The organism is Nocardiopsis sp. iso_25, from assembly GCF_056173305.1.
In genome coordinates this window covers 3,304,031-3,328,741 of the sequence record NZ_CM149667.1, presented here as the reverse complement: position 1 = coordinate 3,328,741, position 24,711 = coordinate 3,304,031, and the positions used below count along the sequence as shown (strand labels likewise).

Below are 24,711 nucleotides of genomic sequence, written 5' to 3'. Positions count from 1 at the left end.
ACCTAGGAAGGTTCCTTCGCGGGGCGGGCCCGCTCGCGGCCGACCGCGCGGGCCCCGGCCCTTCGTGCGGCGCGCCGCCGCAGCAGCACGCCCTGGCGGGGCGAGAACAGGTAGGCCAGGGTGAAGGCCGACGACTGGGCCAGCACGATCGCCCCGCCGGTGGACACGTTCAGGTGGAAGCTGAGGAAGACCCCCGCCACGGCCGCCGCCACGGCCACCGCCGCGGAGATGACCAGCATCCGCTCGAAGCGGTCGGTGAGCAGGTAGGCCGTCGCCCCGGGGACGATGACCATGGCCACGACAAGGATGATCCCCACCGCCTGGAGGGCCACCACCACCGTGACCGACAGCAGCCCCAGCAGCAGCGTCTCCAGCAGGCGGGGGTTGATGCCCACCGCGTGCGCGTGGACCGGGTCGAAGGCGTACAGGGTCAGGTCGCGGTGCTTGTACCAGACCACCGCCAGCACCACCCCGGCCAGGACGAGCACCTGCCAGATGTCGGTGTCCGACACCCCCAGCACGTTGCCGAACAGGATGTGCCCCAGGTCGGTCTGGCTGGGCACCCGCGAGACCAGGACCAGGCCCAAGGCGAACATGGCCGTGAAGACCACGCCGATGACGGCGTCCTCCTTGACCCGGGAGGTGCGGTTGACCACCCCGATCAGGGCGACCGACCCGGCGCCGAAGACCAGCGCGCCCACCGCGAAGGGCAGCCCGAACAGGTAGGACAGCACCACCCCGGGCAGGACGGCGTGGGAGACCGCGTCGCCCATCAGCGACCAGCCCACCAGCGTCATCCAGCACGACAGGACGGCGCACGCCACCCCGGCGACCACGCTGACCAGCAGGGCGCGCCGGACGAAGTCGAAGCCCATGGGCACCGTGAACCACTCCGCGACCGCGGTCAGCGCGTCCATGCCGTTCCCTCCTCGTCGGTGTGGACCCCGAAGGCCTCCATGAGGGTCTCCGGGCGCAGGACCTCCTCGGGTGCGCCGTGCGCCACGACGCGGCGCTGGAGCAGCACCGCCTCGTCGCACAGGGCGGGCACCTGGGCCAGGTCGTGGGTGGACACCAGCAGCGTGTGGCCCTCGCCGCGCAGTTGCAGCAGCAGTTCGGTGATGCGCCCCTCCGAGCGCTTGTCGACCCCGGCGAAGGGCTCGTCGAGCAGGAGCACGTCGGCTCCCTGGGCGATGGCGCGGGCCACGAAGGCGCGTTTGCGCTGGCCGCCGGAGAGCGCGCCGATCTGGCGGTCGGCCAGGTCGCCCAGGTGGGTGCGGTCCAGGGCGTGCTCGACCGCTTCCCGGTCGGCCGGGCGGGGGCGGCGCCGCTGTCCCATGCGCCCGTAGCGGCCCATCATCACCACGTCGCGCACACGGACCGGGAAGGTCCAGTCGACCTGTTCGGACTGGGGCACGTAGCCCACCAGCCCGCGGCGGCGGGCGGCGGCCCCGGTGCGCCCGAGGATCCGCACCCGCCCCCCGTCGGTGGGGACCAGGCCCAGCACGGTCTTGAACAGGGTGGACTTGCCCGACCCGTTGGTGCCCAGCAGGCCGCAGACGCGGCCGGGGGCGACGGACAGGCTCACGCCGTCCAGCGCCAGGACGTCGCCGTAGCGGACGGTGGCGTCGGTGACCTCGATGGCGGCGTTCACCGCTCCTCCCCCCGCAGCCCGGCCACGATGGCCTCGGCGTCGTGGCGCAGCAGGTCCAGGTAGGTGGGCACGGGGCCGTCCTCCTCGGACAGGGAGTCGACGTAGAGGGTTCGGCCCATGGCGGCGCCGGTCTCGCGCGCCACCGAGCGCTGGGAGCCGTCGTTGACGGTGCTCTCGCAGAAGACGGCGGGAACCTGGTTGTCGCGGACGAACTCGGTGACGGCGGCGGTCTGCCGGGGGGTGCCCTGGGTCTCGGCGTTGACCGGCCACAGGTACATCTCGGTCAGCCCCGCGTCGCGTGCCACGTAGGAGAAGGCCCCCTCGCAGGTGACCAGGGCGCGGGAGCTGTCGGGAACCCCGGCGAGCTCCTCCTCCAGGTAGTCGCCGACCTCGCTGATCTCGTCCTTGTAGGCCTCGGCCGCCTCGGCGTAGGCCTGCTCGCCCTCGGGGTCGAGTTCGGTGAGGGCGTCGCGGATGTTGTCGACGTAGACGGGGGCGTTGTCGGGCGACATCCAGGCGTGGGGGTTGGGCTGGCCCTCGTACTCCCCCGCGGAGATGGGGATGGTCTCGACGCCGTCGCTGAGCACGGCGGTGGGGGCCTGCACGCGTTCGGTGAACTGGCTGAACCAGGCCTCCAGGCCGAGCCCGTTCTCCAGGATCAGGTCGGCGTCCTGGCCGCGGACGAGGTCGTCGGGGGTGGGTTCGTAGCCGTGGATCTCGGCTCCGGGCCGGGTGAGCGAGGCGACCTCCACGCGCCCGTCGGCGACGTTGCGTGCCATGTCCGCCAGGACGGTGAACGTGGTCAGTACCAGGAGCCGTCCGTCGTCGCGCTCCTGTCCGGCGGAGGAGCAGGCGGTCAGGCCCAGGACAAGGGCGAGGGAGGCGGCGGGGAGCTTCGCCGACCAGGAGTGTGAAGAAGCCTCATCTTGAAAGTTCGGCACGCCTAACTTTTTACCACAAGAGGGCCAAACTACACATCGCGGCGGGCGTGTCGCGGTCGCCGACCGGGCCTCGTGTCCTGGGCACCGCTGGCCCGCCCGTACGGCGAGTGCGGCTCAGTCCGGTCCGGCCAGGGCGGTCCGGGCCGCGGCGGTCCAGTGCGGCGACCCTGCCCGGGCGGCCACGCGCAGGGCCAGCCGGTAGTGCTCCGCGGCCCGCTCGCGGCGTCCGAGTGCGCGGTCGAGGTCGCCGAGCTGGTGCGCGACCGGCCCCAGGGTCAGCAGACCGCTGCCCGCACCGGCCAGCTCCCCGGCGGCGGGTGAGAGCAGGCGGTGGGCGCGCTCCATCGCGGGGCGGTCGCCGACGGCGGTGGCGGCCCGGGCGGCCAGGCAGGTCAGGGCCTCCCCGAGCAGGCCGGGCGGTGCGTCGGGCGGAAGGGGCGCTGCCCCGGGCCGGGCCAGGGCGTGGGCCCAGGGGGCGTAGGGGCCCCAGTCCTGGCGAGGGTCCACCGCTGCGGGACGGCCGCCCCGCAGGCGCAGGCACAGCAGCGCCAGGGGCAGGATGCCCTGCTCCACCCCGGGCATGCCGGTGTCGGCGAGCCGTACGCTCGCGGCCCGGTAGGCGGCCTCGGCCTCCTCGGCGGACCCCCGCGCGGCCGTGCGCAGCGCCTCGTACCACCGGGTGAACACCCCCACCAGGGCGATCCCGTAACGCGAGCCCAGCCGGTCGGCGGCGGCCGCGTGGGCGTCGGCGGCGCCGAAGTCGGCGAGCGCGGAGTACGCCTGGACCAGGACGAGGCGGCCCAGCACCTCGAAGGTCACCAGGCCGTGCCGGGAGGCCAGGTCGACCAGTTCCGCGCCGATCTCCACGCGCTGCGGGGCCCGCCCGGCGCCCTGGAAGGACTGCATGAACCGGGCGTTGAGCGCCAGGCACAGCAGGGCGGGGTCGCCGAGCCCGCGGGCGGTCTCCTCGGCCAGGCGGGCCGCGTCCGGGCCCCGGCCGGTGGCGGCGCCGCGCAGTTCCAGGGCCAGGGCGCATAGCAGGCGGGCGCGCTGCTCCGGGCGGTCCTCGGGCAGGGCGGCCAGGGTGCGTTCGGCGGCCCCGGCGACCCGGCGGGCCAGCGCCTCGTCGTCGTTGCGCGGCCACAGGGCGGGCACGTCGAAGGCGGTGATGACCTGAGCCGTCAGCTCCGCGTCGCCCAGCTCCTCGGCCGCGGCCACCGCCCGGGCGCGGTGGTGGCGGGCCTCCTCCAGACGGCCGGTGACGGCCAGCGCCCGGACCATGCCCATGACCGCCTCCAGGCGTTCGCGGGGCCGGTCCTCGCCGCAGCGGTCGTGGGCGGCGACGGCCTCCCGCCACAGCCGGGCCGCCTCGTGCGGGGCGAAGCGCTCTTCTGCCCGCAGGGCGGCGGTGCGCGCGTGGCGGGCGGCCCGGTCCGCGGTGGCGCGGGTTCCCGCACGCCCGAAGTGGTGGGCGAGCACGTCGGCCCGGTCGGGGTGCAGCGCCTCGACGGCCTCGGCCACCGCCGTGTGCCAGTGCGCCCGGCGCGGTCGGGAGAGGTCCTGGTAGAGGGTGTCGCGCACCAGCACGTGCGCGAAGCGCAGGCCGGGTGCGCCGTCGGGCTCGTCCGGTTCGGCGCGGTCAGTGAGGAAGCCCGCCTCCAGCGCCTCGTCCAGGGCGTCGAGCAGGGCGTCCCCGTCCGGGGACAGGGCCGACAGGACGTCGGGGTCGACGTCGCGGCCGATCACGGCGGCCCGGCGCAGCAGGTCCCGGGCCCCGGGTGTCAGGGAGCCCAGGCGGTGGCGGATGACGTCGCGCACCCCGGCGGGGACCGCGTCGAGCGCGGCGCCGTCCCCGTCGGACAGCAGCCGGGCCAGCTCACGGACGAAGAAGGGGTTGCCGCCGCTGCGCCGGTGGACGGCGCGCAGCGCCCGCCCGCCGACGTCGCGGCCGACCAGGGCCCGCACCAGCGCCTCGGTCGCCTCCTCGGCCAGCCCGCCCAGGTAGGCGCGGGCCGGTTCGCCGGGGGCGAGCCGGGCCAGGGCCGCGGTCAGCGCGGGGTGGACCTCGCCGGTCCGGTGGGTCCCCACGAGCAGCACGGGCCCGGGGAGCGGTTCGGCGGCCAGGAAGGTGAACAGTTCCAGGGTCTCCTCCGCCGCCCGGTGCAGGTCGTCGAAGACCAGCAGGACGGGGCCGCGCCGCGCGGCCGAGGCGAGCAGGCGGGCGGCTTGGCGCAGGACGCCGAACCGGGCCGCCGCGGGGTCGGGGGCGGCACCTCCCGGCGCCGCGGTGTCGTCGTCGCGGGCGGGGGCGGCGATGCCCCTGGGCTGCGTGGTGACCGCACCCCGGCCCGTGCCCGTGGAGGACCTGTCCGTCCCGGTGGGGCTCGTGTTGGATGCCGAGGCTGTGGTGTCGTCCGTGGTGAGGCCGGTGGTGTCCCCGTGGGCCGCGGTGCCCGTGGCGGTACCGGTGCGCGGGGTGCCGGGGTCGGCGGCGCCCCCGTCGGCCGAGGTGTCCGCGGACGCCGCCAGCACGGCGGCGATCTGCGTCCAGGGCCAGGCCGCGGGCGCCCCCTCGTGCTCGGGGCCGCGCCCCCAGGCCGTGGTCCACCCGCGCCCGGCCAGCCGCCGCGCGAGTTCCTCGGCCAGGGCCGTCTTGCCCGCCCCGGCGTCGCCGGAGACCAGCGCGACCCGGGCCGGAGCGTGCGGAGCGGCGGAGGCGGCGGCCCCCTCCAGCAGTTCCAGCTCCCGGGTCCGGCCCACGAAGGGGCGCCGGACGGGTTCGGGCGCGCCCTCCGCCCGTGCCGGAACAGCGGTGGCGGCGGCACGCGGGGTGAGGTGGGGCGCCTGGGCCAGGACGTCGGCCTCCAGCCGCCGCAGTCCGGGGCCGGGGTCCACCCCCAGCTCCTCCGCCAGGGTCCGGCGGGCGCGGCGCAGCGCGGCCAGCGCGTCACCCTGACGGCCCGAGCGGTACAGGGCCAGCGCCCACTGCCGCCAGGCGTTCTCGCGCAGGGGGTGGGCCAGGGCGTGCGCCTCCAGGGCGGGCACGGCGTCACCCGCACGCCCCAGCGCCAGGAGGGCCTCGGCGTGCCGCTCCACCGCCAGCAGCCGCAGCCCCTCCAGCCGGTCGGCCTCGGCGCGCGCCCAGGGGTAGGCGGTGAACTCGGCGTAGGCCGGGCCCCGCCACCACCCGAGGGCCTCCTCCAGGCCGTCCAGCGCCGCACCGGGCCGGTCCTCGGCGAGCAGCGCGCCGCCACGGGCCACGGCCCCGGCGAAGCGCCGGGCATCGACCGCCTCGGGGTCGGCCCGCAGCGCGTAGCCCGGCGGCGCGGTCACCAGCAGCCGGGCGGGCCGCCGCGCGGGCCGGTCCGGTTCCAGGGACCGGCGCAGCGCCGAGACGAAGGTGCGCACCGCGGCCACGGAGCCCTCGGCGGGCGTCTCCCACAGGTCGTCCACGAGGCGGTCCACGGGCACGGCACGGCCCTCGGCGAGCAGGAGCCGGGCCAGCACCGCGCGGTGTCGCGGTCCCTTGAGGGCGAGCGGTCCGTGCGCGCCGACGGCCTCCAGGGGACCCAGCACGCGGAAGGACACCGCCGCCCGTGTCACCTCCCCCTCCATGGCAGCAAATCTATCCGGCCGTCCGCACCGGCCGGGGCCGCCGACGCCCCCGCTCAACCGTTGCTCATCGGCTGCTCATCGGACCCCGGCAGGCTCGTGGACGACCGAGATCCCCGGCGACCGCCGGGGACCCGACTCCGACCCACCGAGGAGACCACCGTGGAACCCACGATCCGGGGATTCGACTACCAGCGCGTGCCCGTCGCCGAGGGCGTGGCGCTCAACGCCGCCGTCGGCGGCTCGGGCAGCCCCCTCGTGCTGCTGCACGGCTTCCCCCAGACCCACCTGATGTGGCGGCACGTCGCGGCCGACCTGGCCGCCGACCACACCGTCATCTGCCCGGACCTGCGCGGCTACGGCGACAGCGACAAGCCCGCCGGCACCGACGGCGACGCCTACGCCAAGCGCACCATGGCCGCCGACGTCGTCGCCCTGGCCCGCGCCCTGGGCCACGAACGCTTCGCCCTGGCGGGCCACGACCGGGGCGCCCTGGTCGCGATCCGCGCCGGGCTGGACCACCCCGACGCCGTCACCCACCTGGCCTCGCTCGACGTGCTGCCGACCCTGGACATGTGGGAGGTCATGCGCGGGGCCTCGGCCGCGGTGGGCTTCCACCTGTACCTCATGGCCCAGCCTCCGGGCCTGCCCGAGCAGCTCATCGGTGCCAGCCCGGACGCGTTCTTCGGACACTTCCTGGACATCTGGACGCGCGACCCCGAGGCGATCCCCGCCGAGGTGCGCGCCGCCTACCTGCGGGCCTCCCGCGAGGCCGTGCCCTCGATCGTGGCCGACTACCGGGCCTCGGCCGGGATCGACGTCGAGCACGACGAGGCCGACCGCGCGGCCGGGCGGCGTCTGGCCATGCCGGTGACGGTGCTCCAGCAGGACTGGGGCGCGGCGCTGGGCTACGACGCCGCCGCGGTGTGGCGGGCCTGGGCTCGCGACCTGCACCACAGCACGGTGACCTGCGGCCACTTCATGGCGGAGGAGGCCCCGGCCGAGGTGGTCGGGGCGCTGCGCGACCTGTTGGCCCGGTAGGCGGGCCGCGGGCGGACTCTGTCAGAATTCCCCGGAAAAAGATCGGTGGACGTGTCGATCCGCGGCGCCCCCCGTTCGACCTAGGGATGAAGGGGCCCGCAAGGGGCCCGCGACACCCGGGGAGACAGAGCCGTGAAGTACATGCTGATCATGCGCGCCACCGACGAGGCCTTCGCGAAGATGGGCCAGATCGACTTCGACGAGATGCTCGCGACCATGGGCCGGTACAACGACGAGCTGATCCGCGCCGGGGTGCTGCTCGCCGCGGAGGGCCTCGACGACGCCGCCGAGGGCGTGGTCGTCGACGGCCCCTGCCTCTCCTTCGTGAGAGTGCCACCGGCTTCAGCCAGTGGGTGAACCGTCAGTCACGAAACGTCACACCCCCGCGCTAAGGTCGACCCAGACCAGTCCAGGGGGGTGACACATCAAACGCGAACGCGGCCACAAGGCCCGCCTCTACCCCACCAAGGACCAACTCTCGGAGTTGGAAACCCAGGGCCACGCCGCCCGCGCCCTGTGGAACACCTTGCACTCCTGGTGGACGATGTCCTCCGAAAACCGGCGGGTGTCCCTCAAAGACGCCGACGCCGCGATTCGTCAGGCCCGCAAGGACCTGCCCTGGTTGGCTGTTCTTCCGGCGCAGGCGGCTCAGCAGGTGTTGAAGGCCTATTTCCGGGCGTGGCAGAACTGCTGGGCGGGCCGGACGGGGCCGCCCGTCTTCAAGGCCCGGTTGCGTGCACGGATGTGCGTGCACGGATGTGCGTGGACGTTCCCCAGGGGCGGGACCTGGCCATCGAGCGCCTCACCCGCACGTGGGGGGCCGTGAGGATCCCCAAGGTCGGCGTGGTCCGGTTCCGGTGGACCAAGGACCTACCGGTGGGTAAGCACGCTGACGCCGCGAACAGGGTTACCGGTGCCCGGTTGGTGCGGGAGGCCAACGGCTGGCACGTGGTGCTGCGCCTGCGCACCGAGGTTAAGGAACCGGCACCCCATGTCGGCCCGGGGGTGGGGATCGACCGGGGTGTGGCCCAGCCGCTGACCCTGTCCGATGACACCTTCCGCGAGCACGGGCCGTGGATATTCCCGGGTGAGGGCGGGCGTCTGCGCCGGTTGGAGTGCACAGCCGCCCGCCAACGGCGGCAGCGCACACCCGGGCAGCCGTCTTCGCACCGGTTGCGGCGCACCTATGACCAGATCGCCCGGGTGCGCGCGAAAGCCAAGCGCCGCGCCCTGGACTGGCAGCACAAGGTCACGCACGCCCTGGCCGGGGAGTTCGGTGTGGTGGGGGTCGAGGACCTGCACATCGCAGGGATGGTCCGTTCAGCTCGGGGGACGGTGGAGGCCCCGGGCACCAACGTGGCACAGAAGTCCGGGTTGAACCGGGCCATCGCCGGACAGGCGTGGGGACGCACCATCACGTTGTTGGAGTACAAGCTCGCCGACCGGGGCGGGTACCTGGTGCGGGTGCCCGCCCCCTACACCTCGCGGCGCTGCTCGGCACGCCAGGCCATCACCGAGGGCGGCCGCGAGTCACGGGACCGGCTCGTGTGCAAGGCACCGGGGTGCGGGCACACCGCGCACGCCGACACCAACGCCGCGCGCAACATCGAGCACCTGACCAAGCAGCAAGCGCCCCAGGACATTGTGGGTGCCAGGACGTGGAGCCCTCGCCGCCAGGCGGGCTGTGAAGCGTAGACCACCAGCGGCGAACGGGTTCCGTTAGCTGGGTTCTCCCGCCTTCAGGCGGAAGAGGATGTCAAATCCTCAACGTGGCCTCCAAGGAGGAGGCCGTGGAGTGGGCCAAGCGGTCGCCGATGGCCGGGCCGGGTTTCAAGACCGAGATCCGCCGGGTCACCACGATCGACGAGTTCCCGCAGGACAACGAGTGGATACAGAGGGAGCGGGCCTGGCGCGAGGCCACCGGCCAGCTCTGAGCGGACCGACCGGAGATGGCCGACCCCACCGGCCGCGAGGCCGTAGCCGCCGTCTGGCGGATCGACTCGGCGCGGATCGTCGGCGCGCTCGCGCGCTACACCGGCGACTTCGCGCTGGCCGAGGACCTGGGCCAGGAGGCGCTGGTGACCTGGCCGCGCGAGGGCGTGCCCCGCAACCCGGCGGGGTGGCTGCTCACCGTCGGCCGCCGCCGCGCGATCGACGCGTTCCGCCGCCGCTCCACCCTGGACGACAGGTACGCCGTCCTCGCCCGCGACCTGGGCGAGGGCGGCGCCGCCTCGGGCAGTGCGCCCGGCGATCCCGTCGGGGAGGCCGACGACGTGCTGTGGGATCCGGACCGGATCGACGACGACGTGCTCGCGCTGATGTTCACCGCCTGCCACCCCGTGCTGTCGCGGGAGGCCAGGGTGGCGCTCACCCTGCGGGTGGTCGGCGGTCTGACCAGCGACGAGATCGCCAGGGCGTTCCTGGTCCCGACCGCGACCGTGCAGGCCAGGATCACCCGGGCCAAGAAGACCCTCGGGGCGGCCCGGGTGCCCTTCGGGGTGCCCCCGGCCCGGGAGCGGGCCCGGCGGCTCGGCTCGGTGCTCAACGTGGTCTACCTGGTCTTCACCGAGGGCTCCTCGGCCAGCTCCGGAGGCGACCTGCTCCGGCCCGACCTCGCGGGCGAGGCCCAGCGCCTGGCCCGGGTTCTGGCCCGGCTGGTCCCCGACCAGCCCGAGGTCCACGGCCTGCTGGCGCTGCTGGAGCTGACCGCGGCGCGCTTTCCCGCCCGCACCGGGGCGGACGGGCGGCCGGTGCTGCTGGAGCACCAGGACCGCCGCCGCTGGGACCGCGCCGCGATCCGCCGGGGGCGGGCAGCCCTGGCCCGCGCCGGGAGCACCGGCCGCGGGCTGGGCGCCTACGGCCTCCAGGCCGCGATCGCCGAGCGCCACGCGCTCTCCCCCTCGGTGCGGGAGACGGACTGGGAACGGATCGTGCTGCTCTACGAGGCGCTCGGCCGTCTGGCGCCCTCCCCGGTGGTGGACCTCAACCGGGCGGTGGCGGTCTCCATGGCCCGGGGACCGGCCGCGGCGCTGCGGATCGTGGACGAGCTGGCGGCGGCCGGGGCGCTGGCGGACTCGCACCTGCTCCCGAGCGTGCGCGGGGAGCTGCTCGTGCGCCTGGGCCGCACCGCTGAGGCGCGCACCGAACTGGAGCTGGCCGTGCGCCGGTGCGGCAACGAGCGCGAGCGGGAGGTGCTGGAAGGCAAACTCGCCGACCTGGGCTGACCGGTCCACGCCCCCGGAGAGCGTCGCGGTTCGCCCCGGGGCTCCGGTGCGGCGGGCTGACCAGGGGCGGCGCTCCCACGGGGTCGAAGCACCGTCGTACCTCAGTACCATGGTCGCTCGGCGCGCGTGGGAAACCGCTGTCCCTGCGGGCTTGTCGACGTCCACGGGGTCACGAGGGCCCGCACCGCAAGGGAGTCCGATGGGGGCCGAGCCGCACCGCGCACTGCGTGGCCGCTACCAGTTGCTGGCCGAGATCGGCCGGGGCGGGATGGGCAGGGTCTGGCGGGCCCACGACACCGAGCTCAACCGCACCGTCGCGGTCAAGGAGATCCTCCTGGGCCCGGGCCTGGACGACGACGAACGCGACCGGATGGCGGCCAGGGCCCGGCGCGAGGCGCAGGCCACCGCGATGGGCGGCCACCCCAACATCGTCACCGTGCACGACATCGTCCAGGACGACGGGCGCCCGTGGATCGTCATGGAGTTCCTCAGCGGGCGCTCCCTGCACGCGCTGGTCCGCCAGGAGGGCCCGCGCGGAGCCCGGGCGACCGCCCAGTGGGGGCTCGACCTGCTCAGCGCGCTGAGCACCGCGCACGGGCAGGGGATCACGCACCGCGACGTCAAACCCGAGAACGTCATGGTCACCGACACCGGACGGGTGGTGCTCACCGACTTCGGCATCGCCACCATCGCCGACACCTCCTCCGTCACCCAGACGGCCGGGGTGATGGGCTCCCCCGCCTACCTGGCCCCCGAGCGGCTGGCGATGAGCCCGGCGACCCCCGCGAGCGACCTTTGGTCACTGGGCGCGACCCTGTACCTCGCGGCCACCGGCAACTCCCCGTTCCGCCGTGAGGGCATCCCCGCCACGCTGCACGCCGTCACCTCCGAGGAGCCGCCCGACGTCCTGGGGCGGGGTCCGCTGGCCCAGGCGGTGCGGGGCCTGCTGGTGAAGGACCCGGCCAGGCGGATCGACGCCGACCGCTGCCGCGCGCTGCTGACCGCGCAGGCGCGGGGAGACACCGCCGCCGCGGCCTTCACGGCCCCCTCGGCCACGACCGTGTCCGTGCCGCCGCGGCCGGTGGGCGGCCCCACACCCACGGTCACCCAGGGACCGGTGCCGCCCGAAGCCCCGGGGCCGGTCCCGCGGCCCCCGGCGGCGCTCCCGCCCCAGACGACGGTCACGACGGCGCCGGTACCGCAGCGGGGCGGGCGGCTGTCCTGGCCGATGGTGGTGCTCACCCTGGGCCTGGCCTCGCTGGTGGCGGTGGCGGCGCTGGTGGTGGTGCTCGATCCGTGGGGCTCCGACAGCGGCGTCTCCGCCGCCGGGACGGGTACGGAGGAGCCCTCCGACCTCGGCGCGGACGAGCAGGAGGCCGGGGCCGGGGCCGGGGGAGACGCCACCGAACCCGAGGAGACCGGGGCGCCCCAGGAGGGCGGCGCCGACGACACCCCCGTGCCCGGGATGACCTGGACCGAGGACCCGGACGGTTTCGGCATGCGCATCCCCGAGGGCTGGATCCGCCGGGTGGACGGCAGCAGCGTCTTCTACGAGTCCCCCGCCGACGCCAGCTACCTCCAGATCGACATGGCCGAGCACCCCACCGACGACGAGTACCAGCACGTCCTGGACCAGGAACAGGGCGTGTACGACTCGGGTCGGCTGCCGGGCTACGAGCGGGTGCGGATCGCGGACGTCACCGGCGACACCGGCTTCCACTCGGCCGCCGAGTGGGAGTTCACCTGGCGGGACGAGGCCGGCGAGACACGCCGCGTGCTGACCCGCAACATCGCGGTGGCTCCCGGGGAGTACTACACGCTGGCCTGGGCCTCCACCGATGCCTCGTGGGCTGACGATGACGTCCAGCGCACTGTCGTCATGGAGTCCTTCGAGCCGGCCTGAGCCGGTCCCGGTCCTCCTCGGCTTCGGGTGCGGGCCCCTCCCCGGACGGCGGGGCGGACGGGTGCTTGGCGGAGGAGAACTGTCCCGTGGCGATCAGGACCGCGACGAGCGCGAGCGGTACGATCCATCCGCTCCAGCCCAGGATCGTGGCCTGCGTGGTGTCGACGTGCTCGCCCGCCTTCGAGAAGAGGAGGTAGGTCCCACCCGCCCCGTTGAACGCGGCGTGGGCGAGGGCCGCGGGCCACACCGACCCCGACCGCAGCCGCAGCCAGCCGAAGACCGCACCGACCAGGACGCACATGCCGACCATCGCGGTCAGGCCGAGCCAGCCCGGCGCGTCGGGGTAGTTGTACCCGAGGAGGATGAGCGGGGCGTGCCAGAGGCCCCAGATCACGCCCGAGACCAGCAGGGCCGGGAGCGTACCGAGCGGCATCAGTCTCGGGAGCAGCCACCCCCGCCACCCGAGTTCCTCTCCCAGCGCCGGGATGAGGTTGACGAACGCCGCCACCGGCAGCGCGGCGAGCTGGATGGCGATCAGCGCGCCGACCGGTATCGGGAGCTCGGCCGCTCCGGCGGCGCCCGCCTGCTCCTCCAGGACCTGCCGGAACGCGGAGAGGTTCGCGAAGTCGGCCGGATAGACCCCCAGCAGCGCGCCGACCGGGAGCGCAGCCAGGACGAGCGCGATGGGCACGACGACCCCCAGCGCCGCGTAGCCGAGCAGCCTGCGGACCGGTCGTAGCGGCCACAGTCCGAGCGTCCACGCCTTCCGCCTCGGCCGTTCCACGAGGAACACGACGACGAGGGCGGCGATCGCGGGGGTCATCATCACGGCGGTGGCCACGACCGGGAACCAGGGGCTGGCGAGTCCGTCGCCGAGCCAGAGCGGGAGCGCCACGAGCCAGGCGAGTGCGAACGCCAGGGCGGTGAACACGCCGATGGAGCGCAGGTCGCGGCCGCTCATACGCGATCCGCCCCGGGTCGCGGCCGTCCTCGACACGTTCGGGGATTCGTCGGTCACGACGGCTTCCCTTCGAGGATGTGCAGACCGGCCACGGTGCGGTCGTCGCGGAACGTGATCCGTGCCGTGTAGTCGCCCGCCTCGAACGAGAGCGGCGTGTTCGTGACCGTCACGTCGCCGGCCCGGGCGGCCTCCGGCTCCCCCCGCCCCTCGAAGGCTCCCGCCAGGCCGATGATCTGCGCCCACGCGGCCGCGAGCGCGTCCTGCGACAGGCCGTCGCGCATGGCCGGATCGAACCGCTCGGTGACGTGCGACCATCGCCCGGACGCGAGGTCCTCGATCACCGAGACGGCCAGTTCGGCGGCTCCGGGGAGCGGTGTGGTGTTCATGGGCTCTCCTGTTCTGGGATCGATCGGTTTGCCGTAGCGCTGGAACGCCGCCTGCCTGCTCACGCCGAGCGCGTCGCCGATGACCTGCCACGTGACGCCGTCCTGGCGCGCCTGCCCCACGACGGCGCGCACGACGTCGTCGGCGGCCGCGCGCATGCTCACGGCGCGCCCCAGCGAGTCGGTCCAGTCGTCGTCCCTCGTCAGGACGCGCGAGGCGAGGAACGCTTCCGTGCGCGCCTTCAGGACACGCAGCGCCTCTGTCAACTTTTCTTGCACGTGTAAACCTTAGCTTGACAAGTAGGCCGTGGGCAAGCGGGTGAGCGCGACCGACTACGGAAAACGGCGCCCCTCACCGGCGCCCGAAGGACTTCGCGTTACGCGTGCCCCTTTGCGGGCCGTGCCGCCCGAACCCCGCCGCGGCCGCGCTCAGCTGTCCAGGCCCGGTTCTCCCGAAGCTACGGCGAGGGGCAAAGTAACCGGTGAGTAGCTTCGGAGGCGGTCCGAGGTCACGGATTAGGCGAACCCGCCGGTAACCCGATCCCTGTCCGCGATCGTGTGCGCTGTCGACTGACCGCACACGATCGCGGAGTACCCCCCTCATGCGCCAGGACTGGACCCCTGAACAGCTCGTCGATGAGTGGACCCTGGAAGAGGGCGACCGCAAGCTGATCGGCAACAAGAGCGGCGCCACCCGGCTCGGGTTCGCGCTCAAGCTCAAGTTCTTCCAGATCGAGGGCCGCTTCCCCTCCTACGCCGAGGAGATTCCGGCCGCCGCGGTGCCCTTCGTCGCCGACCAGGTGGGCGTGGAGGCGGCCCTGTTCGGCAAGTACCCCTGGAACACTCGGTCGGTGAAGTACCACCGCAGCCAGATCCGCGACAGGTACGGCACCCACGCGGCCACCGAGGACGAGGAGGACCAGCTCGCCGACTGGCTGGCCGACCAGGTGTGCCCGGTGGAGGCCGGCCGCGACGAGCTCGCCCAGGCGGTGGAGCGCCGGTGCCGCACGTTGAAGATCGAGCCGCCGCGCCCCGGACAGATCGAGCGCATCGTCGCCTCGGGGGTGCGCCGGTTCGAGAAGGCCTTCACCACCAGTGTGATGACCCGCCTGGGCCCGGGGATCTGCGACCGGCTCCAGTCCAAGGTGCTGGGCACCGAGGGCGTGCTGCTGGCGGTCAAGTCCGACCCGGGCCCGCTGGGGCTGGAGACCCTGCTGGAGGAGATCGACAAGCTCAAGACCGTGCAGGCCCTGGGGTTGCCGGACGAGCCGTTCGGGGGCGTGTCGGAGAAGATCGTGGCCGCCTGGCGCTCCCGGGCGGCCCGGATGTACCCCTCCGACTTCGCCGAGTGCGCCGAACCGGTGCGCTACACCCTGCTGGCCGCGCTGTGCTGGACCCGCCAGGCCGAGCTGATCGACGGCCTGGTGGAGCTGCTGATCCGCCTCATCCACCGGATCAACGCCCGCGCCGAGACGCGGGTGGAGAAGGAACTGATCGGCCAGTTGACCGCAGTGCCGGGCAAGAAGTCGATCCTGCGCCGGATGGTGGACGCCTCTCTGGCCTCCCCGGACGGGACGGTGGCCGAAGTGATCTTCCCCGTGGTGCCCGGCGGAGCCAAGACCCTGCGGCGTCTGGCGCGCGAGCTCATGGCCACTGAGAAGGCGGTGGCCGAGCGAGTGCGCTACCAGCTGCGGGGCTCCTACTCCCACTACTACCGGCGGATGCTCTCCCCGCTGCTGGCCGCCCTGTCGTTCCGCTGCAACAACACCGCCTACCGGCCGGTGATGGAAGCGATCGAGCTGCTGGGCCGCTACACCGACGTCGACCGCAAGGAGAAGTTCTACGGCGCCGGCGAGGTGGTGCCGATCGATGGTGTGGTGCCCAAGGCCTGGACCGAGGCCGTCACCGACCAGGCCTCGGAGCGGGTGGAGCGCATCCCCTATGAGCTGTGCGTGCTCATCGCGCTACGCGAGGCCCTGCGCCGGCGGGAGATCTACGTGGAGGGCGCCGGGAAGTGGCGCGACCCCGACACCGACCTGCCCGGCGACTTCGCCGACAACCGGGACGTGCACTACGCCGCGCTGGGCAAGCCGGTGGAGCCGAACGCCTTCGTTGAGGGGGTGCGCACCCGGATGCGCGCCGCGTTGGACCGGTTGGATGTGGCGATGGCCGAAGGCACCACGGGCGGGGTCCGAGTGGTGACCCGCAAGGGACAGCCCTGGATCAGCGTCCCGAAGCTGGAGCCTTTGGACGAGCCCCAGAACCTGGGCGCCCTCAAGGGCGAGGTGCAGCGCCGGTGGGGCACCATCGACCTGCTCGACATCCTCAAGGACACCGCGCTGCTCACCGGGTTCTGCTCCGAGTTCGTCTCGGTGGCCACCCGCGAGGCCGTCCCCAAGGCGACCCTGCACCGCCGGTTGCTGCTGTGCTTGTTCGCCCTGGGGACCAACATGGGCATCAAGCAGATGATCGCCACCGGTGACCACGGCGAGGACGAGGGGGCGCTGCGCCGCACCCGCGCCTCGCACATCACCCGCGACAACCTGCGCCGCGCCATCGCGACGGTGGTGAACGAGACCTTCGCCGCCCGCGATGCCATCTGGTGGGGCACCGCCACCACCACCGCCTCGGACTCCAAACGGTTCGGCTCCTGGGAATCGAACCTGATGACGGAGTTCCACGCTCGATATGGCGGGCACGGGGTGATGATCTACTGGCACGTCGACAAGGGCCGGGCCTGCATCTACTCCCAGCTCAAGTCGTGCTCCTCCTCCGAGGTCGCGGCGATGATCGAAGGCGTGCTGCGGCACTGCACCGACGCCGAGGTCCAGGCCAACTACACCGACACCCACGGCGCATCCATCGTGGGGTTCGCCTTCACCGAGCTGCTCGGGTTCAAGCTGCTGCCCCGGCTGAAGAACATCGGCGCGGTGCGCCTGTACAGCCCCGACGACGGTCCCGCGACCTGGCCGCACTTGGAGCGGGTGGTCAAGAACCGACCCATCGACTGGGCGCTGATCGAGCGCAACTACGACCAGATGGTCGCCTATGCCACCGCCCTGCGGCTGGGCACCGCCGACACCGAGCAGGTGCTGCGCCGCTTCACCAAGGGTGGCGGCCCCAAGAACCCCGTCTACCAGGCCCTGGAAGAACTCGGCCGGGCGGTGCGCACCATCTTCGCCTGCGACTACCTGGCCGACGAGGCCCTGCGCCGGGAGATCCACGGCGGTTTGGAGGTGGTGGAGAACTGGAACGGCGCCAACGACACGTTCTTCTACGGCAAGGAGGGCGTGCTCACCGGCGACGACCGCGAGTCGGCCGAGATCTCCATGCTGTGCCTGCACCTGCTCCAGTCCGCCCTGGTCTACGTCAACACCCTGCTCCTGCAACGAGTCCTGGAAGACCCCGTCTGGGCGAAGCGGCTCACCCCCGAGGACCGGCGAGCGCTCAACCCGCTGTTTTGGACCCACATCAACCCCTATGGCCGGTTCGACCTGGACATGGACAAGCGCCTGGACCTGGCCGTGTGAGAGACCCCCGACGAGAGGACAGAGACGATGCATCCGTGGCGCTACGCCGTGGACATGAACGCGAACGAGACCGAACGCAAGGAGGTGGCCGAGCTGGTCAACGCCGGGTTCACCGGCAAGTGGATGCCCTTCACCGCCCCCGAGAGGGTGAAGGAGGTATGGGCAGCCATCGTGGAGGCCACCGAGGCCGGACGCCTGGGGTGGAAGGCCAAGGTCGCCACCGACCACACCCCCGGCAAGGACGTGTTGATCTGCGTCTACACCAAGGACTGGCGCGACCGCCGTGACGTGGCCCGCGTCCTGGGCGAGTTGCGGGCGATGGGCATCGACCAGCGCCTGTCCTACAAGGAGGATGCCGCCACCCACGCCCTGCTCTACGGCAAGGGCGCCTCCCTGTACGTGGCCGGCCCTGGTTCGGAGGGCTTCACCCAGCGCCGCGAGGCCTGCACGGCCGAGGACCAGCACGCGATCTTCGGCGATCCGCAGGACCAACCCCAGCGCACCCCGGAGGAGATCTTCGCGCGCACCGAACCCTACGGTCCCTTCCCCGCCTGACGCCGGAGCCCGAGCGCCGACCGGGCCACCGGGTCGGCGCCCGGACACGCCGGTCCCGCCCCGCTATGCCCGCCCCCGCGGGCCGGGGGCCCTACGCTGCCCGCGCAGCACCGCCACCCGCGCCGACACCCAGGGGGATCGAGATGGGCAAACGCAACAAGAAGCCGCGCAACAAGCGGCTGGGGCCGCAGAACCCGGCCGCCCGCCAGGCCGCCGCGGCCGGGTTCGTCTTCGACGACGTCGACGAACCGGTTCCGATGACCTACCAGGGGCGCGTCATCACCCCCGAGGTCATCGCCCAGATGCGCGCCGAGGCGCCCGAGTACGCCCACCAGTTCGACGCCGAGTGGGAGGCCATGGTGCTGGACAACAACCGTCCCTGGCTCACCGACCCCGACCGGCTCCAGGACACCGAGCAGGTCTGGGCCGGGGCGCGGCAGGCGTTCCCCGACTCCTTCGCCGACTGCGGATGCGACGACGCCGACGGGCAGGCGCCGCCGCGGCCGCGCGAGGAGGTGCGCTCCGAGCTGGTGCAGCGTCTGGCCCGCACGGTGCCCACCGAGGGGCCCGACCCCGTCCAGATCCTGCTGCGGGTGGAGGGGATGCACTCGATCGAGGACTTGGAGGCCACCGAACCCGACCAGTGGCGCATCGACGGCCGGCCCCTGACCCGGGACGAGCTGCGGGCGGTCCTGGCCATGGAGCCCACCGACTTCATGCGCTACCACCTGGCCCAGGACCAGCGCCGCGCCGACGCCGCCGAGGGCCCGTAAGGGGGCGGACCAAGCACGCCGGAAAGCGGCAGCGGACTGGTCAGCGGGTAGGTAGAGGACATGGACAAGCACACCGAGATGGACAAGGACGCCGCCGGGCGGATCCAGTCCGCCGCGGCCCGCGACCCGGAGTCGGACACCGCCCGCAGCGGGTTCGACTCCCGGGCGCAGTCGGCGGCCGACCGCCGCCAGGACGAGCAGGACCACGGTGAGGACGGCGGCGCGCCCCCGGCGGGGCGCTGACCACGGGTTTTCCGTGCTCGCCGTGGGTGCAGTGCCTTCCGTGCCCGGGTAGGTCCTGGTCATGAGCGGGCAGCGGACGCGGATGACGTTGGACCTGGACACCGCCCAGCGGGAGGCGCTGGCCCGGTGGGCCGCGCTCGCCGGGGTGCGGATCGGCCGCCCGGGCCTGAGTTCGGCGGAGGTGCTGCGGGCGGTCATCGACCTGCTGGAGCCGCCGGGCGAGGACGCCTGCGAGCGCGAGCGGCTGCTGCGCCAGGCGCTCACCCGCGCGGTCATCGAGCACCTGGCCGCCGGCCGGGGGTGAAGGTGGCGGCGGAGTCGTCCTACCTTTCGCCGTGGCCGGACGGTGGTGCCGACCGTTGGAAAACGTTCGTTTCTGCGACAGGTGCCCGGAACGGCTCCGGAGGGCGCCGAACCGGGCCCGAGGGTGTCGGAAAAACGTGTTGGAAACTTCTGGTGTTCATCTACTCCGGAGGCACCGTTTTTCGTACACTTGGGGGATGGACACCACCCTCGCGCTCCCCGACGACCCCCTCGCCCCCGCACCGGCCTCCGGCGGCGGGGCGCTGATCGGCTACGCCCGCGTCTCCACCCGCGAGCAGAAGCTCGACCGCCAGCTCCGCGCCCTCGAAGCGGCCGGGTGCGCCAAGGTTTTCGCCGACAAGAAGTCCGGCAAGAACGCCCAGCGCCCCGAGCTGAAAGCGTGCCTGGCCTACCTGCGCCCCGGCGACACCCTCGTCGTCCCCGCCCTGGACCGCCTCGCCCGCTCGCTCCAGGACCTCATCACCCTGGTCGGGGACCTGCGCCGCGCCGGGGTGGGCTTTCGCTCCCTGCACGAAGCGTTGGACACCACCACCCCCGGCGGCAGGCTCGTGTTCCACGTCTTCGCCGCCCTGGCCGAGTTCATCCGCGAACTCATCGTGGAGGGCACCCGCGAGGGCCTGGACGCCGCCCGCGCCGCAGGCAAACGCCTGGGACGGCCCCCGGCTATGACGCCGGAGCAGGTCCGCCACGCTCGCGACCTGCTCGCCCGCCCCGACAACTCGGTGGCCTCCATCGCCCGCCTGCTCGGGGTGTCCCGCTCGACGCTGTACAAGCACGTGCCGGAACTGTCGGGCGGCCGCACCGAACTTCAGGAGTTTCAGTGACGCTGTCAAGCCACCAGCAGGGGCGGTAGGGCGCAGGTGAACACCCTCCCGCCCCCGAGCAGAGTCACAGCGCACTCACCCGTCTGCTCGGCACCGTCCAGGCCCCGGCACACCGTGCCGCCCTGGACGTGCTCGCTATCGACCAGTGAGTGTGCGTGCGGATCGGTAACCGGTGAGCCAGGCGGCGGCCGCGGTCGCGACCACAGCAGCCGCCAGCGACCCCCAGGGCACCGTGGGTGGCCACTCACCCCAGGCCCACAGGGCCAGCATCATCGCCGCGCCGCCTCCGAGCAGGCCTAGCACAGCGGCCGGAGTCACCAGCGCGAGCAGGCGCGCCGCCGCCATGGCGCGCAGGAACCGGGGACGGGCGCCCACCGCCGCCATGACCTCGTCGTCACGGGCGTGCTCAGCGGAGGAGAGCGCTCCGGCGATGGCCGCTGTCCCCACCGCGGTGACGGCGGCCAAGGCCATGAACAGCCACAGCACGGAGGCGATCTCCTGACTGTCGTAGCCGCGTTCGACGTAGAGATCGACCTGTCCGCCCAGGTGGCGGTTGGTGGCAGAGCGGGCCGCTTCGACCTGGTCGGGGGTGGGCTCTGTGCCGGTGACCAGCAGGGCCCCGCGGACCGGGGTGCTCACCAGGTCGTGTTCGGCCAGGGTCGCGGGCCAGACGAGGGCGTGGGGCAACTGTCCCACGGGCTGTTCGGGAACGATGACCTCCGCGTCCAGCTCCACGGCCTCTGCGGAAAGGTCGTTGCCCGGTACCAGCCGGGCCTGTCCGGGGCTGTGTTGCAATGCGGGGTCGGTCAGGACAATCTGGCCGCCGCGTAGGGCACGCAGGGCCCGTTCGCGCTGGTCGGGTTGGGTGAAGCGCGCGGCGACGAGGTCTTCGTCGGCCACCGCGACGTCCTGAACCGGGGTGAGACCCGGTCCCAACTCCTTCGGGCACTGTTCCGGGACGCCGCCGGGGGGAGGCTGCGCGCACCGGCGTGCGGCGTTGTCCAGGGTCAGACGCACCGGACCGCCGTCCGTGGGTATCGCTGCGTGGGAGAGCCGGATGACGCGCGCGCCGCCTAACGCCTGGGTCACCGGCCGCAGCGCGGCGTCGTCGGCGGGCAGGGGGCCGTTCAGCACGGCCTGGCCGTCCAGGAGGCGGGGCACGTAGGCGCGGGCGTTGTGCTGGTCGGCGCTGTGCAGGAGCACTCCGGCCACCGACGCCGCGGCCATGACCGCGCAGACCGCCACCGCCAGGGGCAGTGAACGCGATGGACTGCGTGCCGGGCCGCGCAACGCCACCCGCGCACGTACTCCAAGACGCGCGGCCACCACAGCCAGGGTACGCAGCAGCAGGGCGCACGAACCGAGGAGTCCGAGCGCGTAGGCGAGGGCGCCCGCCCCGGCCAGCGGGATGATCCCCACGGCGATGCCGCCGACCAGGGCCACCAGGCCCACCGTGGCCAGGAGCGGCCACACCCACGTTCGGCGTCGGCAGACGGCGGGAGGGGGCGTGTCGCGCAGCGCCGCCACCGGGCCTCGACGTGCCACCGACCATGCCGGAAGCCAGGCGGCGACCAGTCCCGCCACCAGCGCCAGGACCACGATCCAGACGAGCTGGTCGGGACGGATCACCGGCGGCCCCCAGGAGACGCCCACGATCTGTTCCCCCAGCGGTTGGGCGGCCAGCGCCAACACCACCCCCAGGGCCAGTCCGGCCAGGGCGCCGGTCGCGGCCACCAGCACACCGTGGGCCAGTACCACCCGGCGCAGCTGGGCCGGGCGGGCCCCGGCCGCGGACAACAACCCCAGTTCACGACGGCGGCGCTGGGCGGTGAGGGTGAACACCGCCGCGGCCAGCAGCCCGACCTCGCCCAAACCCAAGGCGGTGAACAGCAGCACCGCGCGGTCGTCGTCGCGGGTGGTGTCCTCGGCGGCGGGAGGGGCGCCCGGTGTGGGGCCGGGGGTGCGCGGGTCCACGGCGAAACCGTGCGGGCCCAGCAGCTCCACCAGCGCGGGTTCGTCCATGCTCGGGGGAAGACCGCCGACCAGCCACGGCCCCGCACCCTCCTGCTGTGTGGTCAGCGCCGGGTCCGTGGGCAGTCCCACGAGGAAGTCGCGGTCGTGGTCGGTGGGATCGAGGACCAGGCCGGTGATGGTGGCGGTGTGGTCCTCGCCCACACCCACCTGGTCACCGACCTCCATCCCCTGGGTGTCGCTGAGGTGCTGACTCACCAACACCTCGCCGCTACGCTCGGGAATCCGGCCCGTAGTGACTTCCAGCAGCCCCTCCGTCAGGGGGTCGGACAGGTCCACCAGCGTCACCGAGGTGGGCACCGGGCCGTGCGAGGTCTGGAGGGAGACCACGGAACCAGCGGCCTGGAGAATGCGCGCCTGTTCGGGTAGCACCTGGCGCAGCGCCTGGGCCGAGGCTTCCTCCGTTTGGGACAGCACACGTGCCTGGGCCGCGCCCATGGCCGCGACCTTGTCCTCCTCAGGGGTGGGAATGGCGGTGCTGTAGAGAATCTGCACCAGCACGGCCACGGCCACCGGCAACCCCAGCAGTCCCGCGCCGAGCACCGAACGCCTCCCGTCCTGGCGGAGCATGCGCCAGGCCAGCATCAGGCTCACTCGTCCCCTCACCGCGCGCCCCCCGCAGCGGGGCTCAGCACGCCGTCGCGCATGACGAGCACCCGGTCGGCCAGGGGGAACCACTCCTGGTCGTGGGTGCCCACCAGCACACCGGCGCCGTGTTCACGCGCACGGGTGACCAGGGCCTCCCGGACCGCCCGCGAGGAGGCCGAGTCCAACGCGCCGGTGGGCTCGTCGGCGACGACCAGGCGACGGGAGCCAATCAGTGCGCGGGCGATCGCCACCCGCTGACGCTGGCCACCGGACATCTGTTCCGGGTAGCGGTCGGCCAGTTCGGCGATGCCCAGTTCGTCCAACGCCGCGCGCGCACGCTGGCGCGCTTGACGTGTTCCGTCCAGTTCCAGGGGGAGCGCGACGTTCTCCGCCGCGGTGAGCACGCTCACGAGGTTGTACTCCTGGAAGACGTAGCCGATACGGCGGCGCCGCAGGTCCGCGCGGCGTTTGGCGTTGATGCCCGTGACGTCGTCGCCGTCCACGCGCACCGCTCCCCGGGTGGGTTCGGCAAGGCACCCGGCGATCTGGAGGAGGCTGGACTTTCCGGCCCCGCTCTGGCCGCAGACCACCACGATCTCCCCGCGGGTGATCCGTAGGGAGGCCTCCCGCACAGCCATGACCTGGGCCTGGCCCGCGCCGTATTCTCGGATCACCCCGTTCATTTCCAGAGCCGGTGTCGTGTTCTCGATGTGTACGTTTTCGCTGGGCGTCGCTCTCACCGCCTGATTTTCCTCGGTCCCACAGCGGCGGTCCGTGCACAGTGGTGATGCACCAGTATGCACGGACCGCCCTGTGCGGCATCGCATTCTTTCCGCGCTTTGATTCCCTTTCCCAGGGATTATATGTGCCGGAAAGTCACGCGAATACCGTTGGAACGACAGGGGTCAGCGAACCTCGATGATGGCTGCTCGCGCGTCCCCAACCGTGCAGCCCACGGTGACGTTTCCGTCGCCGTTCTGCCAGTCCGAGTACCGGTCGGGCTGGAAGGGGCAGTCGGCACGCAGGCGCCACTCCTCGCCCATCCTGCCGAAGCAGCTGGCGTAGGCGTCACCGTTACTCACGCCCTTGTTGCAGTCGAGCATGGCGAGCTCGTTGCCGCCGGTGCTGGCCCAGGCGGGGGCAGCGGCGGCAGACAGCCCTGCCGCCAGAACAGCGACAGCGGCCGATTTCCTCAAGTTTCGGAGAATATGCACGGATTGCCCTTTCTTTGCTGGTTTCACGTGCACACGAAGCGTAGTCATGCCGTAAAAGCCAAGTCAATGGAACTGCGATCCAGTCCGTAAGGGCAGGTCGCGAGGTGTCCGCTAATATCCGGCAGGAAAACTCCGCTGGTCAAGCTTCTGCATTTGACCGCCGCGTAAAGTTGGGTGTCCGATTGCGGTCATACTCTTTTGGAGGGGTTGCAGAGTCCCTTTCGGTAGTCTACGCGGATGCTTTTTGTTGCGGCCAAGGTTCCGCCACGATGGAGGAGGAGGTGTTGGCCGTCCCGGCCCGTCACTCTGGTGCAGTTACCACGCCGAGGGGCTCCTCCCCACAGGCCACCGGCTGTGATTACCCGACCACCTTGGAGGCGTCGATGTCCCTGCTCATGGTGTGGCTCAACCGCCGTCCCGCCCCACCCGCCTACCCGCGCTGTTCGTCCTGTGGCCACGTGGCCGACCCGCACGGCCCCGCCCCCGGCCACATGCGCCTGCACTTGTCGGTGACCCGCGCCCACGGCACCGAGACCACCCCGCACGAATGGACCTGCCCGGCCTGCGGGCACACCGCGCCGCTGTCCACCGACGACTACGCCCCCGCGACCGAACCGCGCCGGTGCCGACGCTGGTACTGCCGCTTCGCCTGGAACGCCCCTGCCGAGGCCATCACCCCGGCTTGCCCGCGCTGCTACACCATGGCTCGAAGCCGCTGACGGCGCTTTGCCCCTCGCCGTAGCTTCGGCAGAACCGCGTCTTCATCTGATGAAGAGATTCTTCATCAGATGAAACCGGTGTGGGGGTCCGGGGCGGGATGCTGACGGTCTCGATCCGGACCCGGGCTGTCACCACGGTTTCCCCATGGTTGTTCACTACCGCCGACCTGGCCATTGCCCCTTTCCGGCTTATC

Annotated in this window: 21 protein-coding genes and 2 pseudogenes; 14 read left to right on the top strand and 9 right to left on the bottom strand. The window is 72.9% G+C overall.

The genetic code is table 11. The annotated features are described in order from the left end of the window. Positions 1–2: 2 nt before the first annotated feature. From AC0VX6_RS14470 to AC0VX6_RS14455, 4 genes are all read right to left on the bottom strand, one after another. Entirely contained in the window at positions 3–917 is a 915-nt protein-coding gene (locus AC0VX6_RS14470; protein ID WP_274973226.1) for a metal ABC transporter permease, read from the bottom strand. Further along, positions 905–1,651 carry a metal ABC transporter ATP-binding protein gene (locus AC0VX6_RS14465; protein ID WP_475469179.1) on the bottom strand — a complete coding sequence of 249 codons (747 nt, stop codon included), beginning with the start codon at positions 1,649–1,651 and terminating at the stop codon, positions 905–907. Before AC0VX6_RS14465 ends, AC0VX6_RS14470 begins: the two co-directional genes overlap by 13 nt. After that, positions 1,648–2,592, bottom strand: a complete 945-nt coding sequence (locus AC0VX6_RS14460) for a metal ABC transporter substrate-binding protein (protein WP_475469177.1) — start codon at positions 2,590–2,592, stop codon at positions 1,648–1,650. The genes AC0VX6_RS14465 and AC0VX6_RS14460 overlap by 4 nt, the downstream gene beginning before the upstream one ends. Before the next feature lie 114 nt (positions 2,593–2,706). Continuing rightward, a complete protein-coding gene (locus AC0VX6_RS14455) occupies positions 2,707–6,207 on the bottom strand; it encodes a BTAD domain-containing putative transcriptional regulator (RefSeq protein ID WP_475469175.1) in 3,501 nt (1,166 codons plus the stop codon). A gap of 159 nt (positions 6,208–6,366) precedes the next feature. On the opposite strand from AC0VX6_RS14455, the gene AC0VX6_RS14450 reads away from it, so the two are divergent. The 7 genes and pseudogenes from AC0VX6_RS14450 (at position 6,367) to AC0VX6_RS14420 (ending at position 12,372) form a co-directional block, all read left to right on the top strand. Beyond that, the gene (locus AC0VX6_RS14450; protein ID WP_475469173.1) at positions 6,367–7,245 is read left to right on the top strand and encodes an alpha/beta fold hydrolase; all 879 of its coding nucleotides are present in this window, start codon (positions 6,367–6,369) and stop codon (positions 7,243–7,245) included. Between the two features lie 132 nt (positions 7,246–7,377). After that, positions 7,378–7,551 (top strand): annotated as a pseudogene (locus tag AC0VX6_RS14445) (YciI family protein); the annotation flags it as partial. 118 nt (positions 7,552–7,669) lie between these two features. Beyond that, on the top strand, positions 7,670–8,071 hold the full coding sequence (locus AC0VX6_RS14440; protein ID WP_475469354.1) for a helix-turn-helix domain-containing protein: 402 nt from the start codon (positions 7,670–7,672) through the stop codon (positions 8,069–8,071). Beyond that, on the top strand, positions 8,008–8,940 hold the full coding sequence (locus tag AC0VX6_RS14435) for an RNA-guided endonuclease InsQ/TnpB family protein (RefSeq protein WP_475469171.1): 933 nt from the start codon (positions 8,008–8,010) through the stop codon (positions 8,938–8,940). The genes AC0VX6_RS14440 and AC0VX6_RS14435 overlap by 64 nt, the downstream gene beginning before the upstream one ends. Before the next feature lie 56 nt (positions 8,941–8,996). Continuing rightward, positions 8,997–9,179 (top strand): annotated as a pseudogene (locus tag AC0VX6_RS14430) (YciI family protein); the annotation flags it as partial. A gap of 15 nt (positions 9,180–9,194) precedes the next feature. Next, positions 9,195–10,469, top strand: coding sequence for an RNA polymerase sigma factor (locus AC0VX6_RS14425; RefSeq protein ID WP_475469169.1), 1,275 nt, complete (start codon positions 9,195–9,197; stop codon positions 10,467–10,469). 199 nt (positions 10,470–10,668) lie between these two features. Further along, positions 10,669–12,372, top strand: coding sequence for a serine/threonine-protein kinase (locus AC0VX6_RS14420; protein WP_475469168.1), 1,704 nt, complete (start codon positions 10,669–10,671; stop codon positions 12,370–12,372). Here the strand turns inward: AC0VX6_RS14420 and AC0VX6_RS14415 are convergent. Then, on the bottom strand, positions 12,347–13,333 hold the full coding sequence (locus tag AC0VX6_RS14415; RefSeq protein WP_475469353.1) for a lysostaphin resistance A-like protein: 987 nt from the start codon (positions 13,331–13,333) through the stop codon (positions 12,347–12,349). The two genes, AC0VX6_RS14420 and AC0VX6_RS14415, sit on opposite strands and share 26 nt — an antisense overlap. A gap of 53 nt (positions 13,334–13,386) precedes the next feature. Further along, positions 13,387–13,995: a DUF3887 domain-containing protein gene (locus AC0VX6_RS14410; protein WP_274973218.1), complete on the bottom strand. Its 609-nt coding sequence runs from the start codon at positions 13,993–13,995 to the stop codon at positions 13,387–13,389. 323 nt (positions 13,996–14,318) lie between these two features. On the opposite strand from AC0VX6_RS14410, the gene AC0VX6_RS14405 reads away from it, so the two are divergent. The 6 genes from AC0VX6_RS14405 (at position 14,319) to AC0VX6_RS14380 (ending at position 19,965) form a co-directional block, all read left to right on the top strand. Continuing rightward, positions 14,319–17,246 carry a Tn3 family transposase gene (locus AC0VX6_RS14405; RefSeq protein ID WP_475483723.1) on the top strand — a complete coding sequence of 976 codons (2,928 nt, stop codon included), beginning with the start codon at positions 14,319–14,321 and terminating at the stop codon, positions 17,244–17,246. 54 nt (positions 17,247–17,300) lie between these two features. Next, positions 17,301–17,801: a putative phosphothreonine lyase domain-containing protein gene (locus AC0VX6_RS14400; protein ID WP_475469167.1), complete on the top strand. Its 501-nt coding sequence runs from the start codon at positions 17,301–17,303 to the stop codon at positions 17,799–17,801. A 143-nt stretch (positions 17,802–17,944) separates the two neighbouring features. Further along, positions 17,945–18,574, top strand: coding sequence for a hypothetical protein (locus AC0VX6_RS14395; protein WP_475469165.1), 630 nt, complete (start codon positions 17,945–17,947; stop codon positions 18,572–18,574). Between the two features lie 60 nt (positions 18,575–18,634). Further along, positions 18,635–18,817 carry a hypothetical protein gene (locus tag AC0VX6_RS14390; RefSeq protein ID WP_475469164.1) on the top strand — a complete coding sequence of 61 codons (183 nt, stop codon included), beginning with the start codon at positions 18,635–18,637 and terminating at the stop codon, positions 18,815–18,817. 61 nt (positions 18,818–18,878) lie between these two features. Further along, positions 18,879–19,121, top strand: coding sequence for a hypothetical protein (locus tag AC0VX6_RS14385; protein ID WP_475469162.1), 243 nt, complete (start codon positions 18,879–18,881; stop codon positions 19,119–19,121). Between the two features lie 196 nt (positions 19,122–19,317). Continuing rightward, the gene (locus AC0VX6_RS14380) at positions 19,318–19,965 is read left to right on the top strand and encodes a recombinase family protein (RefSeq protein WP_475469160.1); all 648 of its coding nucleotides are present in this window, start codon (positions 19,318–19,320) and stop codon (positions 19,963–19,965) included. A 135-nt stretch (positions 19,966–20,100) separates the two neighbouring features. Here AC0VX6_RS14380 and AC0VX6_RS14375 read toward each other — a convergent pair whose 3' ends face one another. The 3 genes from AC0VX6_RS14375 to AC0VX6_RS14365 all read right to left on the bottom strand — a co-directional run bounded on the left by AC0VX6_RS14375 (position 20,101) and on the right by AC0VX6_RS14365 (position 23,687). Next, complete coding sequence (locus AC0VX6_RS14375; RefSeq protein WP_475469351.1) at positions 20,101–22,581, bottom strand: FtsX-like permease family protein; 2,481 nt, start codon at positions 22,579–22,581, stop codon at positions 20,101–20,103. Positions 22,582–22,598: 17 nt separating this feature from the next. Beyond that, on the bottom strand, positions 22,599–23,267 hold the full coding sequence (locus AC0VX6_RS14370) for an ABC transporter ATP-binding protein (protein WP_475469158.1): 669 nt from the start codon (positions 23,265–23,267) through the stop codon (positions 22,599–22,601). A 222-nt stretch (positions 23,268–23,489) separates the two neighbouring features. After that, positions 23,490–23,687: a hypothetical protein gene (locus tag AC0VX6_RS14365; protein WP_475469157.1), complete on the bottom strand. Its 198-nt coding sequence runs from the start codon at positions 23,685–23,687 to the stop codon at positions 23,490–23,492. Between the two features lie 494 nt (positions 23,688–24,181). On the opposite strand from AC0VX6_RS14365, the gene AC0VX6_RS14360 reads away from it, so the two are divergent. Continuing rightward, a complete protein-coding gene (locus tag AC0VX6_RS14360) occupies positions 24,182–24,517 on the top strand; it encodes a hypothetical protein (protein ID WP_475469155.1) in 336 nt (111 codons plus the stop codon). Positions 24,518–24,711: the final 194 nt, after the last annotated feature.